This is a genomic window from Mycobacteroides sp. CBMA 271 (genome assembly GCF_009729205.1).
Taxonomy (GTDB): domain Bacteria; phylum Actinomycetota; class Actinomycetes; order Mycobacteriales; family Mycobacteriaceae; genus Mycobacterium.
The window spans coordinates 245,403-264,941 of record NZ_VTHB01000008.1; the positions used below are offsets into that span (position 1 = coordinate 245,403).

Here is a 19,539-nt window from a genome sequence, read left to right on the forward strand (position 1 = left end):
GTCACAACCCGGCCAGGGCGAGCAGATGTTCGGTCTCCGGGCCCTTCACCAGCGGTGCCGCCAGTTCCGGATCCGTCGGCCCCAGCCCGTACGACGGGCAGTCCTTGGCGAGTACACACACCCCACACGCGGGCTTGCGGGCATGACACACGCGTCGCCCGTGGAAGATCACGCGGTGACTCAGCAGGGTCCATTCCTTGCGCTCGATGAGCTCGCCGACGATGTGCTCGACCTTGACCGGATCTTCTTCCTCGGTCCACCGCCACCGCCGGACCAACCGTCCGAAATGTGTGTCGACGGTGATACCCGGTATGTCAAATGCGTTGCCCAGGACCACGTTTGCGGTCTTGCGACCGACACCCGGCAGGGTCACCAAGTCCTTCAGCCGAGGTGGCACCTCGCCGCCGTAGCGCTCCACCAACTGGGCGCCCAGCCCGATGATCGAGTTCGCCTTGTTCCGGTAGAAGCCGGTAGTGCGGATCATTTCTTCGAGTTCGGTCCGGTTGGCCCCGGCATAGTCCTCTGCGGAGCGGTATTTGACGAACAGCGCGGGCGTCACCATGTTGACACGCACGTCGGTGCATTGGGCCGACAGGATGGTGGCCACCGTCAATTCCAGCGGTGTGGTGAAGTCGAGCTCGCAATAGACGTGCGGAAATGCTTGCGCCAGAGTTCGATTCATCCGGCGTGCGCGACGCACCAGCCCGGTGTGCGTTTCGGTCTTCCACGCCGTTGAGGGCTTTCCCGACATACCGGCCGCCTTCACCGCCGACTTCGCTCTGGGCTTAGAGGCTGATCCGGTGGCAGGCACAAGCCCAGGGTAGCGGGAGGGACGAATCGGAGCGGGCGCGCGATCCACCTTCATCCACCCGCTGCGCAGCACAAACCGGTTGATTTCCGTGACCTCGCCGAGATCTTGGGCGTGTTTACTTCAATCCGTGTCGGGCCTATTCGGGTTACTCGTTCCCGGCTTCCTCATGCTTGCCAGCCTTGGGCTGGCGCGGCTGGAAGCCGGGTTGATGCGGCATACCTTGCAACCGAGCGAGGTGGCCGATTTTCTGGACCAAGCAAGTCCATCGGATATGAATCGCCTCGCTCGCGATGGCATGCCGTCCGCTATCGAGGGATTACATCGCCGTCAGTTGCAACGCATCGAGCCGTCGTTGGAGGCGGTCTACGAGGCCACCGCGAGCGGCTACAACCAGCCGCGCGGGAACGGTCCGTCGATGCGGCCCCCGCGAGTGGGAGGGACTCCCGGCGTGCGCGAAGAGACTCACACACCGATGAATCGCCTGCGTGAAGAGAGCGTGTCTTCCCTGCGCTCCAGGCATTCAGTGGTCGATTCACTGCGTGCCGGTGGCGCAGCGGTGTAGCTTGGATCACGTTCTTTAGCGACCTGGCCACTAGACTCATGTCAAGGTGAGTCGGCGTAAGCATGACCAACGAATCTGGGTAAGGGGCAAACGTGGACGAGATCCTGGCCAGGGCCGGAATCTTCCAGGGTGTCGAACCGAGCGCGATCTCGGCGCTCACCAAGCAGCTGCAGCCGGTTGACTTTCCGCGCGGACACACGGTGTTCGCTGAAGGCGAGCCTGGCGACCGTCTGTACATCATCCTCACTGGCAAGGTGAAGATCGGCCGCCGATCACCGGATGGCCGCGAGAACCTGCTGACGATCATGGGTCCGTCGGACATGTTCGGTGAGCTGTCGATCTTCGACCCCGGACCCCGGACGTCCAGCGCCACCACCATCACCGAGGTGCGCGCGGTGTCGATGGACCGGGACGCGTTGCGCGCCTGGATCGCCGATCGCCCGGAGATCGCAGAACAGCTGCTGCGGGTGCTGGCTCGTCGCCTGCGCCGCACCAACAACAATCTCGCCGATCTGATCTTCACCGACGTGCCCGGCCGCGTGGCCAAGCAGCTGCTGCAGCTGGCTCAGCGGTTCGGCACCCAGGAGGGCGGCGCGCTACGCGTGACGCACGATCTGACGCAGGAAGAGATCGCGCAGCTGGTGGGCGCCTCCCGCGAGACCGTAAACAAGGCACTGGCCGATTTCGCGCACCGCGGCTGGATTCGTCTCGAGGGCAAGAGCGTTCTGATCTCCGATTCCGAGCGCCTGGCCCGACGCGCACGCTAGTTTCACCGTCGAGAAGGCACTGACGTACACATTTCGGGTCGGGTCTGTACGTGAGTGCCTTCTCAGCGTGACGCGCTGAGGGCTACTACCGCGACGCACACCAGCGTCAGCACCGCACCCGCCTGTTGAGTCCGACTGAGGCGCTCGCGCAGAACAACTCGCGCGATGAGGACCGTCACCACGGGGTACAGCGAGGACAGCACCGCGGCCACCCCAAGGCTCCCGTGCCCGGATGCGTAGGTGAACAACAGGATCGCCGAGGTGTCGAGCACACCCGCCAACGGCACCACCCCGAACGGCCGGCCCAGGTTCTCTCGTAGGCTCCTCCAGCGCAGCGCGCCCAGCACGAGGATCAGCGCGACCTCGGTGGCGCGCGAGATCACCACCGCTTCGACGGGGTGATACCTACCGGCCTCGGCCAGCAGGATCATGCAGACCCCAAACATCACCATGCAGAAGAACGACCACACCAGCACCTGTCGCCCCGGCCGCTGACCGTCCAAACCTTGTGAGGCCGAGGCCAACATGACGCCGATCAAGGTGCCCGCTAGCCCCAGATAGGTCAGCCCCGACAGCGACTGCCCGATCATCGCGCCCCACATCACCGGCACCGCCGCACCCACCGCGGCAATCGGCGACACCACCCCCATCGGCCCGATAGCGAGAGCGCGGTACAACGCATAGAGCGCGGTGAAAGCCGCGGGACCGGAAAGCATTCCGAGCAGGGTGCGGCCATCGAAATGCGTTGACGAGGTAAACACAGCCACCAGCACGACCACTGCCAGCCCAACGGGCCTGCTCAGCGCCAGCACCGCCAGCGTCGATCGCTTCTTGCTCGCGTGCCCGCCGATGAAGTCGCTGACACCCCAGCTCAGCGAGCCCGTCAGGGCCAGCGGGACGGAATTCACTTACGCGCGCAGGTAATCCAGCTGCGCCTGCACCGACCACTCGGCAGCGCCCCACAGCGAGGGGTCCACGTCGGTGTACACGAACTCGACAACCTGCCGCGCCGAGGCGTCCTCGCCCAGTGCGGCCAGTGCGCCGCGCACCTGATCGAGTCGCTGCTCGCGGTGGGCCAGGTATTCGGCAGACACCGCGGACAGATCGCCCAGCTCGGGACCGTGGCCAGGCAGCACCGTCCGCTTGCCTAACCCCTGCAACCGTTTCAGTGATTCGAGATAGTCGCCGAGACCACCGCCGTCGGTTGCGATGACGGTCGTGCCCCGCCCGAGGATGGTGTCGGCGGTCAGCACCGCATCGTCGAGCACGAACGACACCGAATCGTCGCTGTGCCCCGGGGTCGCCAACACCGAAATGGACAAGCCCGCAACGTCGATGCGCTCACCGTCGGTCAGCGCCACCGAATCCCCGCGCAGCCACGCCGGATCCGCAGCGCGCACCGGAGCACCGGTCAGCTCGACGAGACGGTCCACCCCGCCGGTGTGATCGAAATGCCGATGGCTGACCAAGACCAAGGCCACCCTGCCGATTTTTGCGAGCTCCTCGACGTGCACATCGGGATCACCCGCAACAACGCCTGGGCCAGGGTCGACGATGACGATCTCGTCGCTGCCCGGCGCGCGCAGGACCCAAGTATTGGTGCCTTCCAGCGTCATCATCCCGGGGTTGTTGGCCAGGAGCACCGAGGCGGTTTCGGTGACCGGGCGCAGCTGCCCGTACGCGGGGTGCACTATGCGGAAGCTTCCGCGCGGACTTCTACCAAGATCTCCACCTCCACCGGGGCGTTGATCGGCAGCTCCGCGACACCCACGGCCGAGCGTGCGTGCTTCCCGGCATCGCCGAACACCTCACCGAGCAGTTCAGACGCGCCATTCACCACACCGGGCTGGCCGGTGAATCCCGGTGCCGAGGCGACGAATCCGACGACCTTGACGACCTTGACGACGTTGTTGATCCCGACAAGGGCGTCCACCGCAGCCAACGCGTTGAGGGCGCAAGTGCGGGCCAGCGCCTTGGCCGCCTCCGGGGTGACCTCGGCGCCCACCTTGCCGGCGGTCTCCAGGGTCCCGTTGACCATGGGCAGCTGGCCCGAGGTGTACACGTGGTTTCCGCTGCGCACCGCGGGTTGGTAGGCGGCCAGCGGCGCCACGACGGCGGGCAGTTCGATTCCGAGCTCAGTCAACCGAGCGCTGGGAGCGCTCATTTCGACCTCTTGAGGTAGGCGACGTGCTGTTCACCGGTGGGACCGGGCAGCACGCTGACCAGCTCCCAGCCGTCGCTTCCCCATTGGTCCAGGATCTGCTTGGTGGCGTGTGTCAACAGCGGGACGGTCGCGTACTCCCACGCGGTGCGTTCGGTCATATCTGAACCCTAGGGCGTTGTGCGTTGCCAGTCGATGGCAGCCGGTTAGCATGCGTGCGTGGTGAACACTTCCCCTGACAACGATGCAGGGACCCCAGCCAACGCCTGGCCCGCACGAGTGGCGAATGCCCGACTGCACTTCGTGACCGGTAAAGGTGGCACCGGAAAGTCCACCATCGCCGCGGCGCTGGCTCTCGCGCTGGCGGCGGGCGGGCGCAACGTGCTGCTGGTCGAGGTCGAGAACCGGCAGGGCATCGCCCAGCTTTTCGATGTTCCGCCGCTGGCGCCGAAGGAACTCAAGATCGCCACCGCAGAGGGCGGAGGGGCGGTGAACGCGCTCGCTATCGAGATCGAGACGGCGTTCATGGAGTACCTCGAAATGTTCTACAACCTCGGTTTGGCCGGCCGCGCAATGAAGCGGATCGGGGCGATCGAATTCGCCACCACCATCGCGCCCGGGATCCGGGATGTCATCCTGACCGGAAAGATCAAGGAGTGCATCGTCCGCGTCGACAAGTCGGGGCGGCATGTGTACGACGCCGTCGTGGTCGATGCCCCGCCCACGGGCCGGATCGCCCGCTTCCTCGACGTGACATCGGCGTTGTCGGATGTCGCCAAGGGCGGACCGATTCACTCCCAGTCCGAAGGTGTGCGCAAGCTGCTGCACTCGGACCAGACAGCCATCCACCTGGTGACCCTGCTGGAGGCGCTGCCCATGCAAGAGACAGCGGAGGCCATCGCCGAACTGAACGGTATGGGCATGCCGATCGGCAGCGTCATCGTCAACCGGACGGTGGAACCGCACCTGTCACCCACCGATCTCGACAAAGCCGCCGAGGGCGTGATCGACGCCGACGCTGTCCGTAAGGCGTTGAGCGATAACAACGTAACCCTGTCCGATACCGACTTCGCCGGCCTACTCACCGAGGCTATCGAGCACGCGACGCGGATGCGGGCTCGCGCCGAGAGCGAGGAACTGCTCGGGGAGCTGCACATACCGCGACTGGAATTGCCCACCCTGGCCGACGGCGTCGATCTGGGCAGCCTTTACGAACTGGCCGAGAGCCTGAGCGAGCAGGGAGTCCGATGAGCACCACACCCGCAGTCCTGGATATGGCGGCCCTGCTCGAGGACCGCAAGAACCGTGTCGTGGTCTGTTGCGGCGCGGGCGGTGTCGGCAAGACCACCACCGCCGCGTCGGTGGCGCTGCGTGCCGCGGAGTATGGCCGCACCGTGGTGGTGCTGACGATCGACCCGGCCCGTCGGTTGGCGCAGTCACTCGGGATCGAAGACCTGGGCAACACCCCGCAGCAGGTGAAGATCGATGGCCTCAAGGGCGAGCTGTACGCGATGATGCTGGACATGCGGCGCACCTTCGACGAGCTGGTCGTCCAGCACGCGGGATCCGGTCGCGCACAAGCGATTCTGGATAACAAGTTCTACCAGACGGTTGCCACCTCCATGTCGGGCACGCAGGAGTACATGGCGATGGAGAAGTTGGGACAGCTTCTCCATGAAGACAAGTGGGACCTGATCGTGGTTGACACGCCGCCGTCCCGCAATGCCCTGGATTTCCTGGACGCGCCAAAGCGGTTGGGCAGCTTCATGGATGGACGTCTCTGGAAGATGCTGCTGGGCTCCAGCCGCGGCCTGGGACGCATCGTCACCGGCGCGGTTGGGCTGGCCATGAAGGCACTGTCGACGGTGCTCGGATCGCAATTGCTTTCCGATGCTTCGATGTTCGTGCAATCACTGGACTCGACCTTCGGTGGATTCCGCGAGAAGGCCGACCGCACCTACGAGCTGCTCCGCCGTCGCAGCACCCAGTTCATCGTGGTTTCGGCGGCCGAACCCGACGCGCTGCGCGAGGCGACCTTCTTCGTCGAGCGGCTGTCGCAGGAGGGCATGCCGCTCGCGGGGCTCATCCTCAACCGGACGCACCCCACGCTGTCTAGCCTGACCGTCGAGCGTGCCGTCGACGTCGCTGTAACTCTCGAAGAATCGGGCGAGTACAGCCTTCCGGCTGCCGTGCTGCGTGTGCACGCCGAGCGCGCGGCGACCGCCAAGCGGGAGATCCGGCTGCTGTCCCGGTTCACCAGCGCCAATCCGACGGTTCCGATCGTTGGGGTGCCGTCGCTGCCGTTCGACGTCTCCGATGTCGAGGCGCTGCGCGCCATCGCCGATCAGATCACCGGCGTCGCGTCGTAACGCGCAGCGAGCGCACACTGAAGTACAGAACCCTCGCGGATTCGGTGCCTCAGTGCGCGCTCGGCGCTAAGTAGTAGTTAGACGGCGCTCTTGTGCTTACGCTGCGCGGCAAAGAAGTCGGACCAGGACTCCACCTCGGGATGAGCCTTCAACATCGCGCGGCGCTGCCGTTCGGTCAGCCCGCCCCACACACCGAACTCCACGCGGTTGTCCAGAGCGTCGGCGCCACATTCCATCATCACCGGGCAGTGCCGGCAGATGACGGCGGCCTTACGCTGGGCCGCTCCGCGGACGAACAATTCATCGGGGTCGCCTTGTCTGCATCTGGCCTGGGCAACCCACGCAATGCGCGCTTCTCCACCATCGATAGATACCGCTGTATCCAAGGCACTCGTATTTCGGGTGGCGAGCCATGAAGCTGACACTGGCGATCCCTTCTGTCACTAGCAGCCCACAAGAGGCGTGGGCCACAGTCCGCATGGTGTGTAACTTGAATCACACCGTGAGATCAAGTTAGTGGTCAGGGATCTCTAACGCAACACCTGACCAGAATTTTTTGGGACGGTTGTGCCGACAACGCTCTTTCATCGCCTCCCGGCGATCCCGCGTTACCAATCAACGGGCCTCGAGACGAGTCCGGTGATGCCAGATACCCTGTGCGTATGCCAGAACGACCCCCCGAGACCGTGACCCTCGCAAAGCTCGCGGGCTGCGGACTTGTCGCGGCGGTGATCTTGGCCGGACTGATGTTCCCCCTCGCGGGTGGCTTCGGGCTGGCATCCAATCGCGCATCCGATGTGGTGGCCAACGGCTCCACTCAGCTGCTTGAGGGTGAAGTGCCCGCGGTCACCACGGTGGAGGATGCCAAGGGCAACAAAATCGCCTACCTCTATACACAGCGACGTTTCGAGGTCCCCGCCGACCAGATCGCCGACACCGTCAAGCTGGCCCTCCTGTCCATCGAGGACAAGCGCTTCACGTCGCATAACGGCGTCGACTGGAAGGGCACGCTGGGCGGCCTCGCCGGATACGCCTCCGGCGACGAAGACACCCGCGGTGGTTCGACGATCGAGCAGCAGTACGTGAAGAACTACCAGCTGCTGGTGGTGGCCAAGACCGACGCCGAGCGCAAGGCCGCCATCGAGACCACCCCTGCCCGCAAGCTGCGTGAGATCCGGATGGCCCTGCGTCTGGACCGCACCTTCACCAAGCAGGAGATCCTGACCAAGTACCTCAACCTGGTGTCGTTCGGTAACAACGCCTTCGGCATCCAGGACGCCGCACAGACCTACTTCGGCGTCGACGCCAAAGACCTGAACTGGCAGCAGGGCGCCCTGTTGGCGGGGATGGTGCAGTCCACCTCCGGGCTCAATCCGTACGCCAATCCCGAACGTGCCCTCGCACGCCGGAATCTGGTGCTCGACACCATGATCAACAACGCCCCCGAGAAGAAGAGCGAGCTGCTGGCCGCCAAGGCACAACCTCTCGGGGTGCTGCCGCAGCCCAACGAGCTGCCCCGCGGATGCATCGCCGCCGGCGACCGCGCCTTCTTCTGCGATTACGTGCTCGACTACCTGGCCAAGTCCGGTATCAGCAAGGACCAGGTGATGAAGGGCGGATACCTCATCCGCACCACCCTGGACCCGGATGTGCAGAACTCGGTGAAACAGGCGGTCTCCCATGTCGCCGATCCGGGTCTCAGCGGAGTCGCCGACGTCATGAGCGTCATCAAGCCGGGGCAGACCAACCACCCCATTCTCGCGATGGCCTCCAGCCGCACCTACGGTCTGGACGCTGGCACCAACGAGACCATGCAGCCGCAGCCCTTCTCCCTCGTCGGCGACGGAGCCGGATCGATCTTCAAGATTTTCACCGTCGCGGCGGCGATGGACATGGGTATGGGCATCAATACCGTGCTTGACGTGCCACCCACGTTCGCCGCCAAGGGCCTCGGGAGCAGCGACGGCTCCAAGGGTTGCCCTAAGGACAACTGGTGCGTCAAGAATGTCGGTAACTACCGCGGGCAGATGAGCATCACCGATGCGCTGGCGACGTCCCCGAACACCGCTTTCGCCAAGCTGATTCAGTCGATCGGCGTGTCCAAGGCGGTCGATATGGCGGTGAAGCTGGGCATGCGTTCCTACGCGCAGGCCGGCACGGCCAAGCCATACGACCCCGAGGGCGACGAGAGCCTGGCGGACTACATCAAGAAGTACAATCTGGGCTCGTTCACACTTGGCCCCTTTCAGGTAAACGCCCTCGAATTGTCCAATGTGGCCGCCACTTTGGCCTCGGGCGGCAAGTGGTGCCCGCCGAACCCCATCGACAAGGTCTTCGACCGCCACGGCAAAGAGGTGCCTACGGCCACCGAGTCATGCGAGCAGGTGGTGCCCCCGGGGCTGGCGAACACCCTCGCCAACGCCCTGAGTAAGGACGACCAGCCCGGCGGCACCGCCGCGGGTTCGGCCGGATCGGTCGGCTGGAACCTGCCGTTGTCCAGTAAGACGGGAACCACTGAGGCGCACCGGTCCTCGGCGTTCCTGGGATTCACCAACAACCTGGCCGGGTCGAGCTACATCTTCGACGATTCGACGAATCCGGGCGATCTGTGTTCCTTCCCGCTGCGCAAGTGTGGTGACGGAAACCTGTTTGGCGGCAACGAGCCGGCACGAGCCTGGTTCGAGGCCATAAAACCCATCGCCGACAACTACGGTCCTACCGCCTTGCCACCTACCGAACCGCGGTATGTCGAGGGCGGTCCGGGTTCCAAGGTGCCGAGCATCAACGGCCTGCAGGAGCGCGAGGCCCGTGAGGCCATAAAGAGAGCCGGATTCAGGGTGGCCGATCAGGCCAGCATGGTGAACAGCACCGCACCGTTCAATGAGGTCGTGGGTACCAGCCCCTCCGGAACCACCATTCCCGGCTCCATCATCACCATCCTGATCAGCAACGGGACGCCTCCGGCCCCACCGCCGATCACCATCCCGGGTCTGCCCGGTGGCGGCGAGATGACCACCACCATCGTCAACATTCCCGGCCTACCGCCGATCACGGTGCCGATACTGGCACCGCCCCCGTGATCTGAGCTCTCGGTCTTCGCGCAAGCGGCTCATCCGGCGAGAAATGCGCCACGTTTTGTGCCGGTGATCAGGGGTCGCTCAGCTTTCGGCGTTACTCTCGGGTGATGAGTACGTCGTTCAACACGGTTATCAAGCGAGCTGCCGCGTATTCGGCGGGATCGGCCGCGCTTGGCATCGGGTACGCGTCGATCATTGAGCGCAACGCGTTCACGGTCCGCGAGGCGACAATGGATGTTCTCGATCCGGGCGCTTCGCCGCTGCGCGTGCTGCACATCAGCGATATCCATATGCGGCCAGGACAGCGCCTTAAGCAGGCTTGGTTGCGCGAGCTGGCGCAGTGGCAGCCGGATCTGGTGGTGAACACCGGCGATAACCTGGCGCACCCCAAGGCGGTGTCGTCGGTGGTGCAGGCTCTCGGCGATTTGCTTTCGGTCCCAGGACTTTTCGTCTTCGGCAGCAACGACTACTTCGGCCCGCGGCTGAAGAACCCCGCCAAGTACCTGTACAAGAGCGACGAGCGTAAGCACGGCGATCCGCTGCCGTGGCAGGACTTGCGTGCGGCCTTCACCGAGCGCGGTTGGCATGACATGACCCACACCCGCCGCGAACTGGAGGTCTCCGGGGTGCGGATCGCGGCGGCCGGAGTGGACGACCCGCATATCGACCGCGATCGGTACGACACCATCGCCGGGATGCCGAACCCGCTGGCCACGCTGCGGCTGGGGCTGACCCATTCGCCCGAGCCGCGGGTGCTGGATCGCTTCGCCGAGGACGGCTATCAGCTGGTGATGGCCGGTCACACCCACGGCGGCCAGCTCTGCCTGCCGTTCTACGGGGCCATCGTTACCAACTGTGAGCTGGATCGTTCCCGCGTGAAGGGCCCGTCACGCTGGGGCACGCATACTCAGCTGCACGTGTCGGCGGGGATAGGGACATCACCGTTCGCCCCCATGCGGTTCTTCTGCCGCCCGGAGGCGACGCTGCTGACTCTGGTTCCGACCCGCACCGGTGGTCAGGAATCCGAGGCAGAGTCCGGGGACCGGTCGCCCAGCGCTACCGCGCGCTGACGTGAGTCGCGCATGGTCCGATAACGCGGTCCGGTTGATCGAGGCCGACGCCCGGCGCAGCGCCGACACCCATCTGTTGCGGTACCCGCTGCCCTCCGCCTGGGCCGGGACCGTAGACGTGCAGCTGTACCTCAAGGACGAGTCCACCCACATCACCGGCAGCCTCAAACATCGTTTGGCGCGTTCGCTTTTCCTGTACGCACTGTGCAACGGGCTCATCGGCGAAAACACCACCGTGGTGGAGGCATCCTCCGGCTCGACCGCGGTCTCGGAGGCCTACTTCGCGCAACTACTCGGGGTGCCGTTTATTGCGGTGATGACGGCATCGACGAGTCACAGCAAGGTCGCATTGATCGAATCTCAGGGTGGCCGTTGCCATTTCGTCGATGAAGCGCAGCAGGTTTACGCCGAGGCGCAACGACTTGCCGACGAGACCGGCGGACACTATCTGGACCAGTTCACCAATGCCGAGCGGGCCACGGACTGGCGCGGCAACAACAACATCGCCGAGTCGATCTTCACTCAGATGCAACACGAAAAGCACCCGCTGCCAACGTGGATCGTAGTTGGCGCGGGCACCGGCGGCACCAGCGCGACCATCGGCCGCTACATCCGCTACCGCCGGTACCCCACCCAACTCTGCGTCGCCGATCCGGAGAACTCCGCCTTCTACCCCTCGTTCATCACGGGACACGATGTGGTGACCGGGACTTCGTCGCGCATCGAGGGCATCGGACGACCCCGGGCCGAGCCGTCATTCCTGCCGACCGTCGTGGACCGCATGGAACAGATCCCCGATAGCGCCTCGGTCGCGGCGGCAAGGCACGCCAGCAGAGTGCTGGGCCGTCGGGTGGGGGCGTCGACGGGAACCAATCTGTGTGGCGCCTTTCAGCTCATCTCAGAGATGGTGCGCGACGGCGTCCCTGGTTCAGTGGTGACGCTGCTGGCCGACAGCGGCGACAGGTACGCCGATTCCTACTTCGACGACGCGTGGGTCGCCGAGCAGGGGTTCGACCTGGCGGAGCCGTCGGCGCAGCTGGCCGAGTTCGAGCGCACCGGCCGTTGGAGCTAGGCCGAACGACGTATCGGGGGCTGCGCGGCACCCGGCGATAACGGCACGTCACAGCCTCTCCGGGGCCCATGGATCGACGCATTCGCGGCCGACGGCCTCGATGCGATACCCTTGCGAGGCTTCAAAGCGGGGTGTGGCGCAGCTTGGTAGCGCGCTTCGTTCGGGACGAAGAGGTCGTGGGTTCGAATCCCGCCACCCCGACGCGAGAAGTAGGCCCGACCAGGAATCCCCGGTCGGGCCTTTTCCATCCGCATGGCGGATCACCGCGTTTCCCCGGCACCGTGACAAGGTGGGCTCATGGATTTCTCCGCGCTCGCGTCGAATCCAGTGGCACTCGCGGTCATCGCCGTCGCGGTGCTTCTCGCCTGGAAGCTACGCAAGGCCGTCATGCTGATCGGCCTGCTGGCAGCGGTGGTAATCCTGGTCGCCATGTACCGGTGAGCGCTCTTCCGATATATCGCTTCCAGCTACCCCACAGGAACGGTGTGTAGCTTCGCTGCCAGTCACCCGCGGGAGGGTGGATGCAGGGGAGGGGCACGTCCATGACACAGGCCGAACAGGCTTCGAGCAATGTCTTCGTGCCCATGTTCCCACTGGGTTCCGGTGCCGACGCCCGGCTGCTCGTTGAGCTGTGGGGCGACGCGAACCAGTTTCGGCACGCGGTCGGGTACTTCACTGTGGACGCTCTGATCGAACAACTCGGGCCGTGCCAGCCATGGGCCCTGATGCCCGAGGAAAAGCTGCGTCGAATGTGCCTCGAGAGCGATATCGGCGCGGTCATCATCGACCCACTGCCGGGAACCGTCACACCGCGTTGGACCCGCGAAAAGATCGAAGACTTGGTGGAGGTGAACGATGGCTTGGCTGCAAGTGGTGCTTGATGAGCTCGCCGAGATGTCTCGTCGATTCCATTCCGGCAGTACCGAATACGAACAGACCGCGGACGGTTTGAAGATGTCGGCGCCCGATTCCGGTGACGGCCGCCTCACCTCGCTGATCGATTCCTCGCTTCAGGTGATGGACGTGCTCAACCGGCAGGTGGCCGGCGAGATCGAGAAGAACAGCCAGCTGATTGACGCGGCCAAGACGTCGTACGAACGCCGCGATATCGACAATCGGCAGCTGTTCGACGATCTGATCAAAGACAAGTAACGGGGGCGCACTGAGATGAGCTGGGTTGGCGGCGACATATCGGGGCTGCAGCACGCCGGCACCACACTGAAGGGCGGGCCCGACAAGCTGAAGGCGGTCGTTCACGACCTCAGCGGCACCGTCGACCAGATCATCGGTTCGGCCAGCTGGACCGGCGATGCCGCCGAGTCGATGCGCGCACACTGGACCCGCAACGCCCTTGAGGTCGCCGAAGTCGCGACATTCATCAACGGTATCGGGGAGAGCCTGGGCCAACTCGGCGATGGCCTCTCCCACCTGGAAGGTGCCTTGTACGACAGCGCCGACGCCTGCAAGCAGCGCGGCGCTCAGATCGACATGTCCAACGGCAAGCCACTGCCGCTACAAGGGGAAGCGACTGCCGAAGCGACCAAGGCGCAGAACGAGTATCAGGCCGCCTACGACTACGCGATGCAGGCAGCCAAGGCGCTGCGGACGGCGGCAGCCGCCGAGATCACCTCACTGGTGAAGCCCATCGTGGAAAGTTCTGGAGAAAAGACCGAGGCAGACAAGCCGACAATGGCAAGCCTCCTGCGTGGCATCTACACAGGCCAACACGAGGCGATAGGTGCACGGATCCTGGGGCTGGAAAACAGTCGCAAGACCGCAGCCGCGAGTTTCGAAGGCGCGGCAAGTCAGCTGGAAAACGACATGAAGGAGTTCGCCAAGACCGGCGGACCCAAGCTTCCCCCGGCGCTTTTGCAGAACGCTGCCGACTTCGACGGCGCTCTTTCCAAGTTCCAGGCGGTGGATAAGGAAGTGTCCGCCAAGATCCCGGAACTGCAGGACAAGACGCAGCTGCCCGGCTCCAAACTGCTCAGCACGAAAATCGAGGACATCGCGAAGGTGCTCCCGACGGGTGAGCTGTCCTCAAAGCTCAAGCTGTTCAACGAGATTCCGGTACTGGATGTGCTCGCCAGTGGCGTCATGGTCTACAACCAGGTCCAGGACGATGTATCGAAGGGTGCCGACAAAGGCACTGCGATAGCGCAGGACAGCACGGCCGCCGGGGCGGGTCTTCTCAGTGGAACCGCGGTGGGCGCGCTCGGGTCCGTTGAAGCGGTGGCCGACGTGATCCCCGGTCCGGGCTGGGTCGTCGGCGCCGGACTCGTCGCAGCGGTTGGCGTCGGTGATGCCGTCTACCAGGGGTTTCACGAGCATTGGAGTGAGGACTTCGCCCAGCACGGCATTTGGGGTGGCCTGGGAGAAGGACTTGGCAACACCTTTTCCCGCGAGGGGAGCGACTTGAAGGCCATGGGCGTCGAGGTCAAGAATGATGTCGTGGATGGGTGGGACTGGACCGCAGACCATGCGAAATCACTGTGGCACGGGATATTCGGATAGAGGATGAGCGCACCGACAGCCAAGGAACAACCGGAACGCGTATCGCTTCTCGGCAGAAGCTGGGCGAAGCGGGGCCTGGCCTATTGGTGTCGCCGCGTGGTGCTGTCGGCCTTCTTCACACTGATGGTGGCGCTTTTTGTGTTCATGGGCGCCTCCATATTCTCGGGCGTCACCGCGGGCGGAGATGCGGCAGCGAGCGTGATCCTCGGCGGCTACATGGTGGTGTCGGTCGCCGTCGGGCTGTGGTACGGCGGGCTTGTCCTTCTGTCCCAGAACGCACGAAAACGATTCAGCTGCAGCACTACTGACGAAGCACATATCGCGCGACTCCAGTCCGTGATGGCGAAGATCAACAATCCCGGGGGCAAGATCGCCTCGGCCCTCATCAACGGCCCCTTGTTAGTACTGTCGCCGGGCATCTTCGTCGGCGTCCTGCTCGCCCTGCTCATCGGCTCGTTCCAGCGCTACTTCAGCCCTCAGGAATTCGACGCCGTCCAGCGCCTGGCTGGTAACAAATAGACGGGTGCGCCCGACATCCCTTTGGGTAAAGTTGCCTCAAACCAACGATGGGAGTGTCCGGATGAAGAACCGACTGGTGAGTGCTGGCGTAATCACGCTGGCAGCCGTGTTCGCGGGCCCGTTCGTAGCCGCCGCGGCACCCGCAGATGAGCAGCAGATCAGGGCACTGGTCACCGGTGAGGCATCGGCGATCAAGTCGCTCGACAACGCCACGCTGTCGACATTCTTCTGCGACAAATACCGCGGCACGATCGCGTCGAAGTCCGCCGACGACCAGATTCCCCCGATCGGCGAGATCGCCGGGTACGGGCCGGGGATGGTCAGCGCCGTCGCGTCGGCGGCCGGCGTCTCGGCTCCGACCACCCAGGCGCTGACCACCGCGCTGCAGAACAATGACGACAAGGCCTACCGTTCCTCGATGCGCGCGGCCGCCAAGGAAGTGCTGTCAGGCGTCACCTACGACGTCCACGACATCAACATCACCAGCCCCACCGCGACCGCAGGGGTCACCGCACAGGGCCACGACGTCACCGCCAACCAGCAGCGCGAATTCGTGCTGGAAAACGGGAAGTGGAAGGACTGCACCGACCCCGAAAAGAAGGCCGAGACCTCAGGCAACCCGCTACTGACGTCGTTGATGCGCTAATTCTGTCCAGGACCCGTCCCGCTTCCTCGGCGATGCGAGACGGGTCCTTTCGGAATCCGACGCCGTCCTACTGCTGCCCGAGCGGCGCTCGTCTTTAAGCGCGTCTACACATGATCCATCGCCAAGGCTATTGCCTTGTCCAGGTGGGCAGTTCGTTATGCATCTGACGTTGAGGTGTCCACGAGTGGTAGCTCCCCGGCGGAGAACACCGGGTCTGCCACATACCCAGAACCCGCGTAGTGCGGGCTCACAGAAATATCCAGTGGCGTCGCATCGTGACGACCCCTAAGCTGAGTTCGTTTGCGCCATAACCGATTCCCGTCGACAGATAGAACCGATGTCCCATTTCTCCCCCGCCGTCACCGACTATTGGCGTGGCCGCTTCGGCCGCGGCACCGTCGCGCACAGCGATGACAACTTCCAACTCGCCGTCCATTCCGGACTCGACGGGGACGAGGATGAGCAGCTGATGGTGCTCGTGACGGTGGGCGGCAAGACCAGCGTAATCCTGTCGCCCGATCTCGCGGATCGCGTGAGAATCATTGATGGACAGGTCATTTCGGAATCCGATTTCCGGTCCGGCCTCGATGGGGCCGATATGGCACTACACGGTGCCGACAATCTGTTCTACTTCACCGACGATGCACGGGATGCCCTGATCGCCGAGCCTCCGATCGGTGACATCCGCCGGCTCACCGCCGCGGACGATGCCATCTTCACGGCGTTCGAATCGGTCGCGTCAGAACAGGATCTGGACAACTCCCAGGTGGAACTGGATCACTGGGCGGTGTTTGGCTCCTTCGACAACGGTCGACTGGTCGCGGCGGCCAGCATCTATCAGTGGTACGAGGCACCGATCATGGACCTCGGGGTGGTGACGCTGCCCCGGTTTCGGGGCCAGGGACACGCGAAACGGCTGGTGCGCACCGCATTCCGATACGCCTGTGCGCAGGGCTATGAACCGCAGTATCGATGCCAGGTGAGTAATGAGGCTTCCAGCGCGCTGGCTCCCGCCGCCGGACTCACCCTGTTCGGCACCCTGGATGTGATCGCCGACTAGAGCCGACGGGTCAACCGGGTCCCGATGAGCGGGGCGATCTTGTCGGCCAGGTAGGCGTGTCCGGCGTCGTTGGGATGTACGCCGTCGGAGCCGATCAGCTCCGGTCGCCCGACGAACCATCGTTCGGCCAGCGGATCCACCCAGGACGCCCCGACGGCGTGGGCCTCGGCGTACAGGATGTCGCGCAGCTGAACGACGACCTCGGGGACGTCGGCCGTCGGCCACGGCGGGCCGATGACCAGCAGTTTAGCCGCCGGCGCCATGCGCCGTGCCGACTGCAGCGTGTTCCGGGCGGCCTCGGCGTACACGTCGGGGTCGACGCCCTGGTCGTTGCGCGAGCCGAAGAACACCACAAGCTCGTCGTCGGGATGCACCACCCGGCCAGTGAGGTCGGCGAAGACACTGCCGTGGTCGCCGCGCACGCCGTATCCGGCGCGGCCCTCGGCGGCGACGTCGGCGCTGACACGAACTCCGTCGCGGCCCAGGATCCGCCACGCCAAGGACGTCCACGACTTGGCGCCCAGGCCGCCCTCCCTGGTGCCGGTCGTGTACGAATCGCTGACCACGGCGACGTGGTTCAGACTCGAACCGGAGTTGGCGAGCCGGTACGGGCGCACCGGCTGCGGGTGCTGCGCGGGCACCCCGAAAAGAAACGCACATGCAATGACGAATGCGGCCAGACGGACCACGGCTACCTCCACTGTCCCCAGCATCTTACGGGCCGTAAACCCGACTGTGGCACAGCGTTATTCGTTTGAAATCAACGGCTCGTTACACCGGTCGCGACGGCTTCCTGATCCGGATCCATCAGGTCGGCAGGCACCCGATGCTTGTGCCCGTTATGGGAGACGTGATGGTCGGTGATCGCGGGCTTGGTGACGCCGACCATGCGGCGCATCCAGCGTCGTCCGGGTTCCTCAACCCAGTGATACAGCGCCATGGATAGCACGACGGCGAGCGCCAGCAGGCCGATCATCATCCAGCCGCCGCCGGGATCTTTCAGCGAGAGTTCGAACTGCTTGGCCGCCCAGATCCATCCGGTGTGGACAAGCTCGTGAACCATGTACAGCCCGAAGGAGATCTGGCCGCCGTAGACCATAATCCGCGTCGAGAGCAGTGTGGGCAGCGGACCGATACCTACGGCCAGTGCCATCACCAGCGGTACGAACAGCACGTCAACTAGCCCGCTGCTGTCGGTGACTCGCGAGATCGGGTGCGCGTCCAGCAAGTACAGGGCGCCGACGATCGCCGCGATCAGCAGCAGTGCGAGGTATCCGGCGCCCTGACGGGCACGGTGGCTCAGCTTCAGCCGACTCACCGCGGCGCAGGCGAGCGCTCCCGCGGTGAACTGCATGATGATGCGCGGCAGCCAGCTCCACGGTGTGTAGAACTGGCCGGTGAGCAGCAGCATGATGATCGGGGGCATCGAGGCCACCACGGCCAGGACCATGAGGCTGCGGGCGCGGGTGGCGTGCGCCATCCGGAAGATGACGAGGATCAGGCCGCCGAAGAGCAGGTAGGCCAGCCATTCGGCGCTGATCGACCAGGCCGGGCCGTCCCAGCTAGATCCGTCGAAGTACGGCTGGAACCACAGCTGCACCAGGAACAATTGGCGCACATAGCTGACGGCGTTGAAGCCCGCGGTGACGACGGGCTCCGGCGGTACGTGCCCGACATGCATCGTGAAGATCAACCAGAGCGCGGCGAGATGCAGCGTGACCAGGTAGACCGGCCAGACGCGCGCGAGGCGCAGCCACAGGAAGTGCAGCGTCTCGCGGGTGGACCAGCGATCGCCCATGCGGTCCAGGTAGTTCCAGGTCAGGACGAAGCCGCTGAGAATGAAGAAGAGGTCGACGCCCTGCGCGCCGCAATTGAGGATGGGGCTCAGCGCGGACCGGAATGCCGGAACGGCTTCCTCCAGCATCGGGCGGAAGTGAAAGAGCACGACCCAGACCGCGGCGATGATGCGAAGTCCCGTGAGGGCCTTGATCTCGGCCCCGGTATCTTTGCCGCGCACAACTCTCATCTCTGCTCTACCAGGCATTTTTTCCTTGCCGGCCGGTCGCGCGCCTCCCCTGCGTCCCCAACAGACCGTCCTCGGAGGGTAACAGCGCAGGCTGTTAAAGCCTGAATCTCGAACTGCAGCGGTGCGCGTCAGCTCACGCAACGTCCCGTCCCCACGGGCCGGTCCCTCGCCGCCGTTTCAATGTGAGAAGCGATCTCCTTTGCCGTCAACGCAAATCCGAAATCGTCGTCATCTATCGACGCGCCAAAAGCCATACCGAGCACCCGACCATCGAGACCGATCAGCGGAGAACCCGCATCACCCGATTTCACAGTGCCGCTGAACGTGTAGACCTCACGCCGCGCGATTGCCGAACGATAGATATCCGGGCCTTCAAGTTCAATGGTCTCGCGGATCTGCACGGGCGCCGCGGCAACCGAACCATCACGATCGACAAGAAGTCGCGCGTCGGCGCCATTCGCTGCGGGCGACTCGGCGAATGTCAACGGCGTGGCGTCCAACTCGGCTACGTCGAGGATCGCGACATTGGCGCTGGGATCAAACGACATCACCTGCGCCTTGTGCTCGGTGCCACCTAGTTCGACCGAGACGGATTCCGCGCCTGCGACGCCGTGCGCAACGGTCATCACCCGATGTGGGGCCACCACGAATCCCGTGCGATCACGTTGGGCTCCGCATTTTGGCGCGACGCCGCGCACTTTCACCACACTCGACCTCGCAGCGGCTGTTGTATCGCGGCTGGGCTCGTCGGTGCGGACGGTGCTTGAGCGTGTCTCACGGCCCCCACCGTGGTCGACGGGCATGCATCCCGCGACCATCAGCGCGGCCACCAACATCGCCAACAATGCTCGCCGTGATCCCCTGGTCTTGCTCATCAGAGAATTC

Annotated in this window: 23 protein-coding genes and 1 tRNA gene; 15 read left to right on the forward strand and 9 right to left on the reverse strand. The window is 64.5% G+C overall.

Annotated features, from left to right (window positions below):
* Position 1 precedes the first annotated feature (1 nt).
* Entirely contained in the window at positions 2–751 is a 750-nt protein-coding gene (gene nth, locus FZI91_RS21200) for an endonuclease III (RefSeq protein ID WP_155941199.1), read from the reverse strand.
* 268 nt (positions 752–1,019) lie between these two features.
* On the opposite strand from nth, the gene FZI91_RS21205 reads away from it, so the two are divergent.
* Positions 1,020–1,373 carry a hypothetical protein gene (locus tag FZI91_RS21205; RefSeq protein ID WP_375234394.1) on the forward strand — a complete coding sequence of 118 codons (354 nt, stop codon included), beginning with the start codon at positions 1,020–1,022 and terminating at the stop codon, positions 1,371–1,373.
* A 92-nt stretch (positions 1,374–1,465) separates the two neighbouring features.
* Positions 1,466–2,140: a cAMP-activated global transcriptional regulator CRP gene (gene crp, locus FZI91_RS21210; protein ID WP_162526637.1), complete on the forward strand. Its 675-nt coding sequence runs from the start codon at positions 1,466–1,468 to the stop codon at positions 2,138–2,140.
* Between the two features lie 62 nt (positions 2,141–2,202).
* Here crp and FZI91_RS21215 read toward each other — a convergent pair whose 3' ends face one another.
* The 4 genes from FZI91_RS21215 to FZI91_RS21230 are packed head-to-tail and all read right to left on the reverse strand — an operon-like array spanning position 2,203 to position 4,462.
* Complete coding sequence (locus tag FZI91_RS21215) at positions 2,203–3,048, reverse strand: EamA family transporter (RefSeq protein WP_162526638.1); 846 nt, start codon at positions 3,046–3,048, stop codon at positions 2,203–2,205.
* The gene (locus FZI91_RS21220; protein ID WP_162526639.1) at positions 3,049–3,831 is read right to left on the reverse strand and encodes an MBL fold metallo-hydrolase; all 783 of its coding nucleotides are present in this window, start codon (positions 3,829–3,831) and stop codon (positions 3,049–3,051) included.
* Positions 3,831–4,304 (reverse strand): RidA family protein, encoded by a 474-nt coding sequence (locus tag FZI91_RS21225; RefSeq protein ID WP_155941062.1) that lies wholly within the window; start codon positions 4,302–4,304, stop codon positions 3,831–3,833. Before FZI91_RS21225 ends, FZI91_RS21220 begins: the two co-directional genes overlap by 1 nt.
* Complete coding sequence (locus FZI91_RS21230; RefSeq protein WP_005063257.1) at positions 4,301–4,462, reverse strand: DUF4177 domain-containing protein; 162 nt, start codon at positions 4,460–4,462, stop codon at positions 4,301–4,303. Before FZI91_RS21230 ends, FZI91_RS21225 begins: the two co-directional genes overlap by 4 nt.
* A 118-nt stretch (positions 4,463–4,580) precedes the next feature.
* On the opposite strand from FZI91_RS21230, the gene FZI91_RS21235 reads away from it, so the two are divergent.
* Positions 4,581–5,552 (forward strand): ArsA-related P-loop ATPase, encoded by a 972-nt coding sequence (locus FZI91_RS21235; protein WP_162526662.1) that lies wholly within the window; start codon positions 4,581–4,583, stop codon positions 5,550–5,552.
* On the forward strand, positions 5,549–6,670 hold the full coding sequence (locus FZI91_RS21240; protein WP_155941063.1) for an ArsA family ATPase: 1,122 nt from the start codon (positions 5,549–5,551) through the stop codon (positions 6,668–6,670). The genes FZI91_RS21235 and FZI91_RS21240 overlap by 4 nt, the downstream gene beginning before the upstream one ends.
* 77 nt (positions 6,671–6,747) lie before the next feature.
* On the opposite strand, the gene FZI91_RS21245 is transcribed toward FZI91_RS21240, so the two are convergent.
* Positions 6,748–7,056 carry a WhiB family transcriptional regulator gene (locus FZI91_RS21245; protein ID WP_155941205.1) on the reverse strand — a complete coding sequence of 103 codons (309 nt, stop codon included), beginning with the start codon at positions 7,054–7,056 and terminating at the stop codon, positions 6,748–6,750.
* A gap of 276 nt (positions 7,057–7,332) precedes the next feature.
* Between FZI91_RS21245 and ponA2 the strand changes: the two genes are divergently transcribed.
* From ponA2 to FZI91_RS21295, 11 genes are all read left to right on the forward strand, one after another.
* Positions 7,333–9,750 (forward strand): transglycosylase/D,D-transpeptidase PonA2, encoded by a 2,418-nt coding sequence (ponA2, locus tag FZI91_RS21250; protein ID WP_155941064.1) that lies wholly within the window; start codon positions 7,333–7,335, stop codon positions 9,748–9,750.
* A gap of 104 nt (positions 9,751–9,854) precedes the next feature.
* Complete coding sequence (locus FZI91_RS21255; protein ID WP_155941065.1) at positions 9,855–10,817, forward strand: metallophosphoesterase; 963 nt, start codon at positions 9,855–9,857, stop codon at positions 10,815–10,817.
* A gap of 1 nt (position 10,818) precedes the next feature.
* Complete coding sequence (locus FZI91_RS21260) at positions 10,819–11,889, forward strand: PLP-dependent cysteine synthase family protein (protein ID WP_162526640.1); 1,071 nt, start codon at positions 10,819–10,821, stop codon at positions 11,887–11,889.
* Positions 11,890–12,016: 127 nt separating this feature from the next.
* Positions 12,017–12,090: transfer RNA gene (locus FZI91_RS21265), tRNA-Pro, on the forward strand.
* Positions 12,091–12,186: 96 nt separating this feature from the next.
* On the forward strand, positions 12,187–12,330 hold the full coding sequence (locus FZI91_RS23775; RefSeq protein ID WP_166548267.1) for a hypothetical protein: 144 nt from the start codon (positions 12,187–12,189) through the stop codon (positions 12,328–12,330).
* A 101-nt stretch (positions 12,331–12,431) separates the two neighbouring features.
* Positions 12,432–12,770: a hypothetical protein gene (locus tag FZI91_RS21270; RefSeq protein WP_155941066.1), complete on the forward strand. Its 339-nt coding sequence runs from the start codon at positions 12,432–12,434 to the stop codon at positions 12,768–12,770.
* The gene (locus FZI91_RS21275) at positions 12,745–13,041 is read left to right on the forward strand and encodes a DUF6317 family protein (protein WP_155941067.1); all 297 of its coding nucleotides are present in this window, start codon (positions 12,745–12,747) and stop codon (positions 13,039–13,041) included. Before FZI91_RS21270 ends, FZI91_RS21275 begins: the two co-directional genes overlap by 26 nt.
* A 15-nt stretch (positions 13,042–13,056) precedes the next feature.
* A complete protein-coding gene (locus FZI91_RS21280; RefSeq protein WP_155941068.1) occupies positions 13,057–14,403 on the forward strand; it encodes a WXG100 family type VII secretion target in 1,347 nt (448 codons plus the stop codon).
* Between the two features lie 3 nt (positions 14,404–14,406).
* The gene (locus tag FZI91_RS21285) at positions 14,407–14,922 is read left to right on the forward strand and encodes a hypothetical protein (protein WP_155941069.1); all 516 of its coding nucleotides are present in this window, start codon (positions 14,407–14,409) and stop codon (positions 14,920–14,922) included.
* A gap of 61 nt (positions 14,923–14,983) precedes the next feature.
* Entirely contained in the window at positions 14,984–15,568 is a 585-nt protein-coding gene (locus tag FZI91_RS21290) for a hypothetical protein (protein ID WP_155941070.1), read from the forward strand.
* A gap of 337 nt (positions 15,569–15,905) precedes the next feature.
* Positions 15,906–16,628: a GNAT family N-acetyltransferase gene (locus FZI91_RS21295; protein ID WP_155941071.1), complete on the forward strand. Its 723-nt coding sequence runs from the start codon at positions 15,906–15,908 to the stop codon at positions 16,626–16,628.
* Here the strand turns inward: FZI91_RS21295 and FZI91_RS21300 are convergent.
* The 3 genes from FZI91_RS21300 to FZI91_RS21310 form a co-directional block, all read right to left on the reverse strand.
* Positions 16,625–17,317 (reverse strand): Rv0518 family GDSL lipase, encoded by a 693-nt coding sequence (locus FZI91_RS21300; protein ID WP_162526663.1) that lies wholly within the window; start codon positions 17,315–17,317, stop codon positions 16,625–16,627. The two genes, FZI91_RS21295 and FZI91_RS21300, sit on opposite strands and share 4 nt — an antisense overlap.
* A gap of 71 nt (positions 17,318–17,388) precedes the next feature.
* Positions 17,389–18,654, reverse strand: a complete 1,266-nt coding sequence (locus tag FZI91_RS21305) for an acyltransferase (RefSeq protein WP_155941073.1) — start codon at positions 18,652–18,654, stop codon at positions 17,389–17,391.
* Positions 18,655–18,782: 128 nt separating this feature from the next.
* Positions 18,783–19,529 carry a trypsin-like peptidase domain-containing protein gene (locus FZI91_RS21310; RefSeq protein WP_162526641.1) on the reverse strand — a complete coding sequence of 249 codons (747 nt, stop codon included), beginning with the start codon at positions 19,527–19,529 and terminating at the stop codon, positions 18,783–18,785.
* Positions 19,530–19,539: the final 10 nt, after the last annotated feature.

Bases quoted from the DNA above. Each gene is read 5' to 3' on its own strand.
- FZI91_RS21270 (WP_155941066.1), top strand. From the start codon at position 12,432: ATGACACAGGCCGAACAGGCTTCGAGCAATGTCTTCGTGCCCATGTTC.
- FZI91_RS21305 (WP_155941073.1), bottom strand. From the start codon at position 18,654: ATGAGAGTTGTGCGCGGCAAAGATACCGGGGCCGAGATCAAGGCCCTC.
- FZI91_RS21255 (WP_155941065.1), top strand. From the start codon at position 9,855: ATGAGTACGTCGTTCAACACGGTTATCAAGCGAGCTGCCGCGTATTCG.
- ponA2 (WP_155941064.1), top strand. From the start codon at position 7,333: ATGCCAGAACGACCCCCCGAGACCGTGACCCTCGCAAAGCTCGCGGGC.
- FZI91_RS21290 (WP_155941070.1), top strand. From the start codon at position 14,984: ATGAAGAACCGACTGGTGAGTGCTGGCGTAATCACGCTGGCAGCCGTG.
- FZI91_RS21230 (WP_005063257.1), bottom strand. From the start codon at position 4,462: ATGACCGAACGCACCGCGTGGGAGTACGCGACCGTCCCGCTGTTGACA.
- FZI91_RS21240 (WP_155941063.1), top strand. From the start codon at position 5,549: ATGAGCACCACACCCGCAGTCCTGGATATGGCGGCCCTGCTCGAGGAC.
- FZI91_RS21285 (WP_155941069.1), top strand. From the start codon at position 14,407: ATGAGCGCACCGACAGCCAAGGAACAACCGGAACGCGTATCGCTTCTC.
- FZI91_RS21310 (WP_162526641.1), bottom strand. From the start codon at position 19,529: ATGAGCAAGACCAGGGGATCACGGCGAGCATTGTTGGCGATGTTGGTG.
- nth (WP_155941199.1), bottom strand. From the start codon at position 751: ATGTCGGGAAAGCCCTCAACGGCGTGGAAGACCGAAACGCACACCGGG.
- FZI91_RS21280 (WP_155941068.1), top strand. From the start codon at position 13,057: ATGAGCTGGGTTGGCGGCGACATATCGGGGCTGCAGCACGCCGGCACC.
- FZI91_RS21205 (WP_375234394.1), top strand. From the start codon at position 1,020: ATGCGGCATACCTTGCAACCGAGCGAGGTGGCCGATTTTCTGGACCAA.
- FZI91_RS21295 (WP_155941071.1), top strand. From the start codon at position 15,906: ATGTCCCATTTCTCCCCCGCCGTCACCGACTATTGGCGTGGCCGCTTC.
- FZI91_RS21275 (WP_155941067.1), top strand. From the start codon at position 12,745: ATGGCTTGGCTGCAAGTGGTGCTTGATGAGCTCGCCGAGATGTCTCGT.
- FZI91_RS23775 (WP_166548267.1), top strand. From the start codon at position 12,187: ATGGATTTCTCCGCGCTCGCGTCGAATCCAGTGGCACTCGCGGTCATC.
- FZI91_RS21225 (WP_155941062.1), bottom strand. From the start codon at position 4,304: ATGAGCGCTCCCAGCGCTCGGTTGACTGAGCTCGGAATCGAACTGCCC.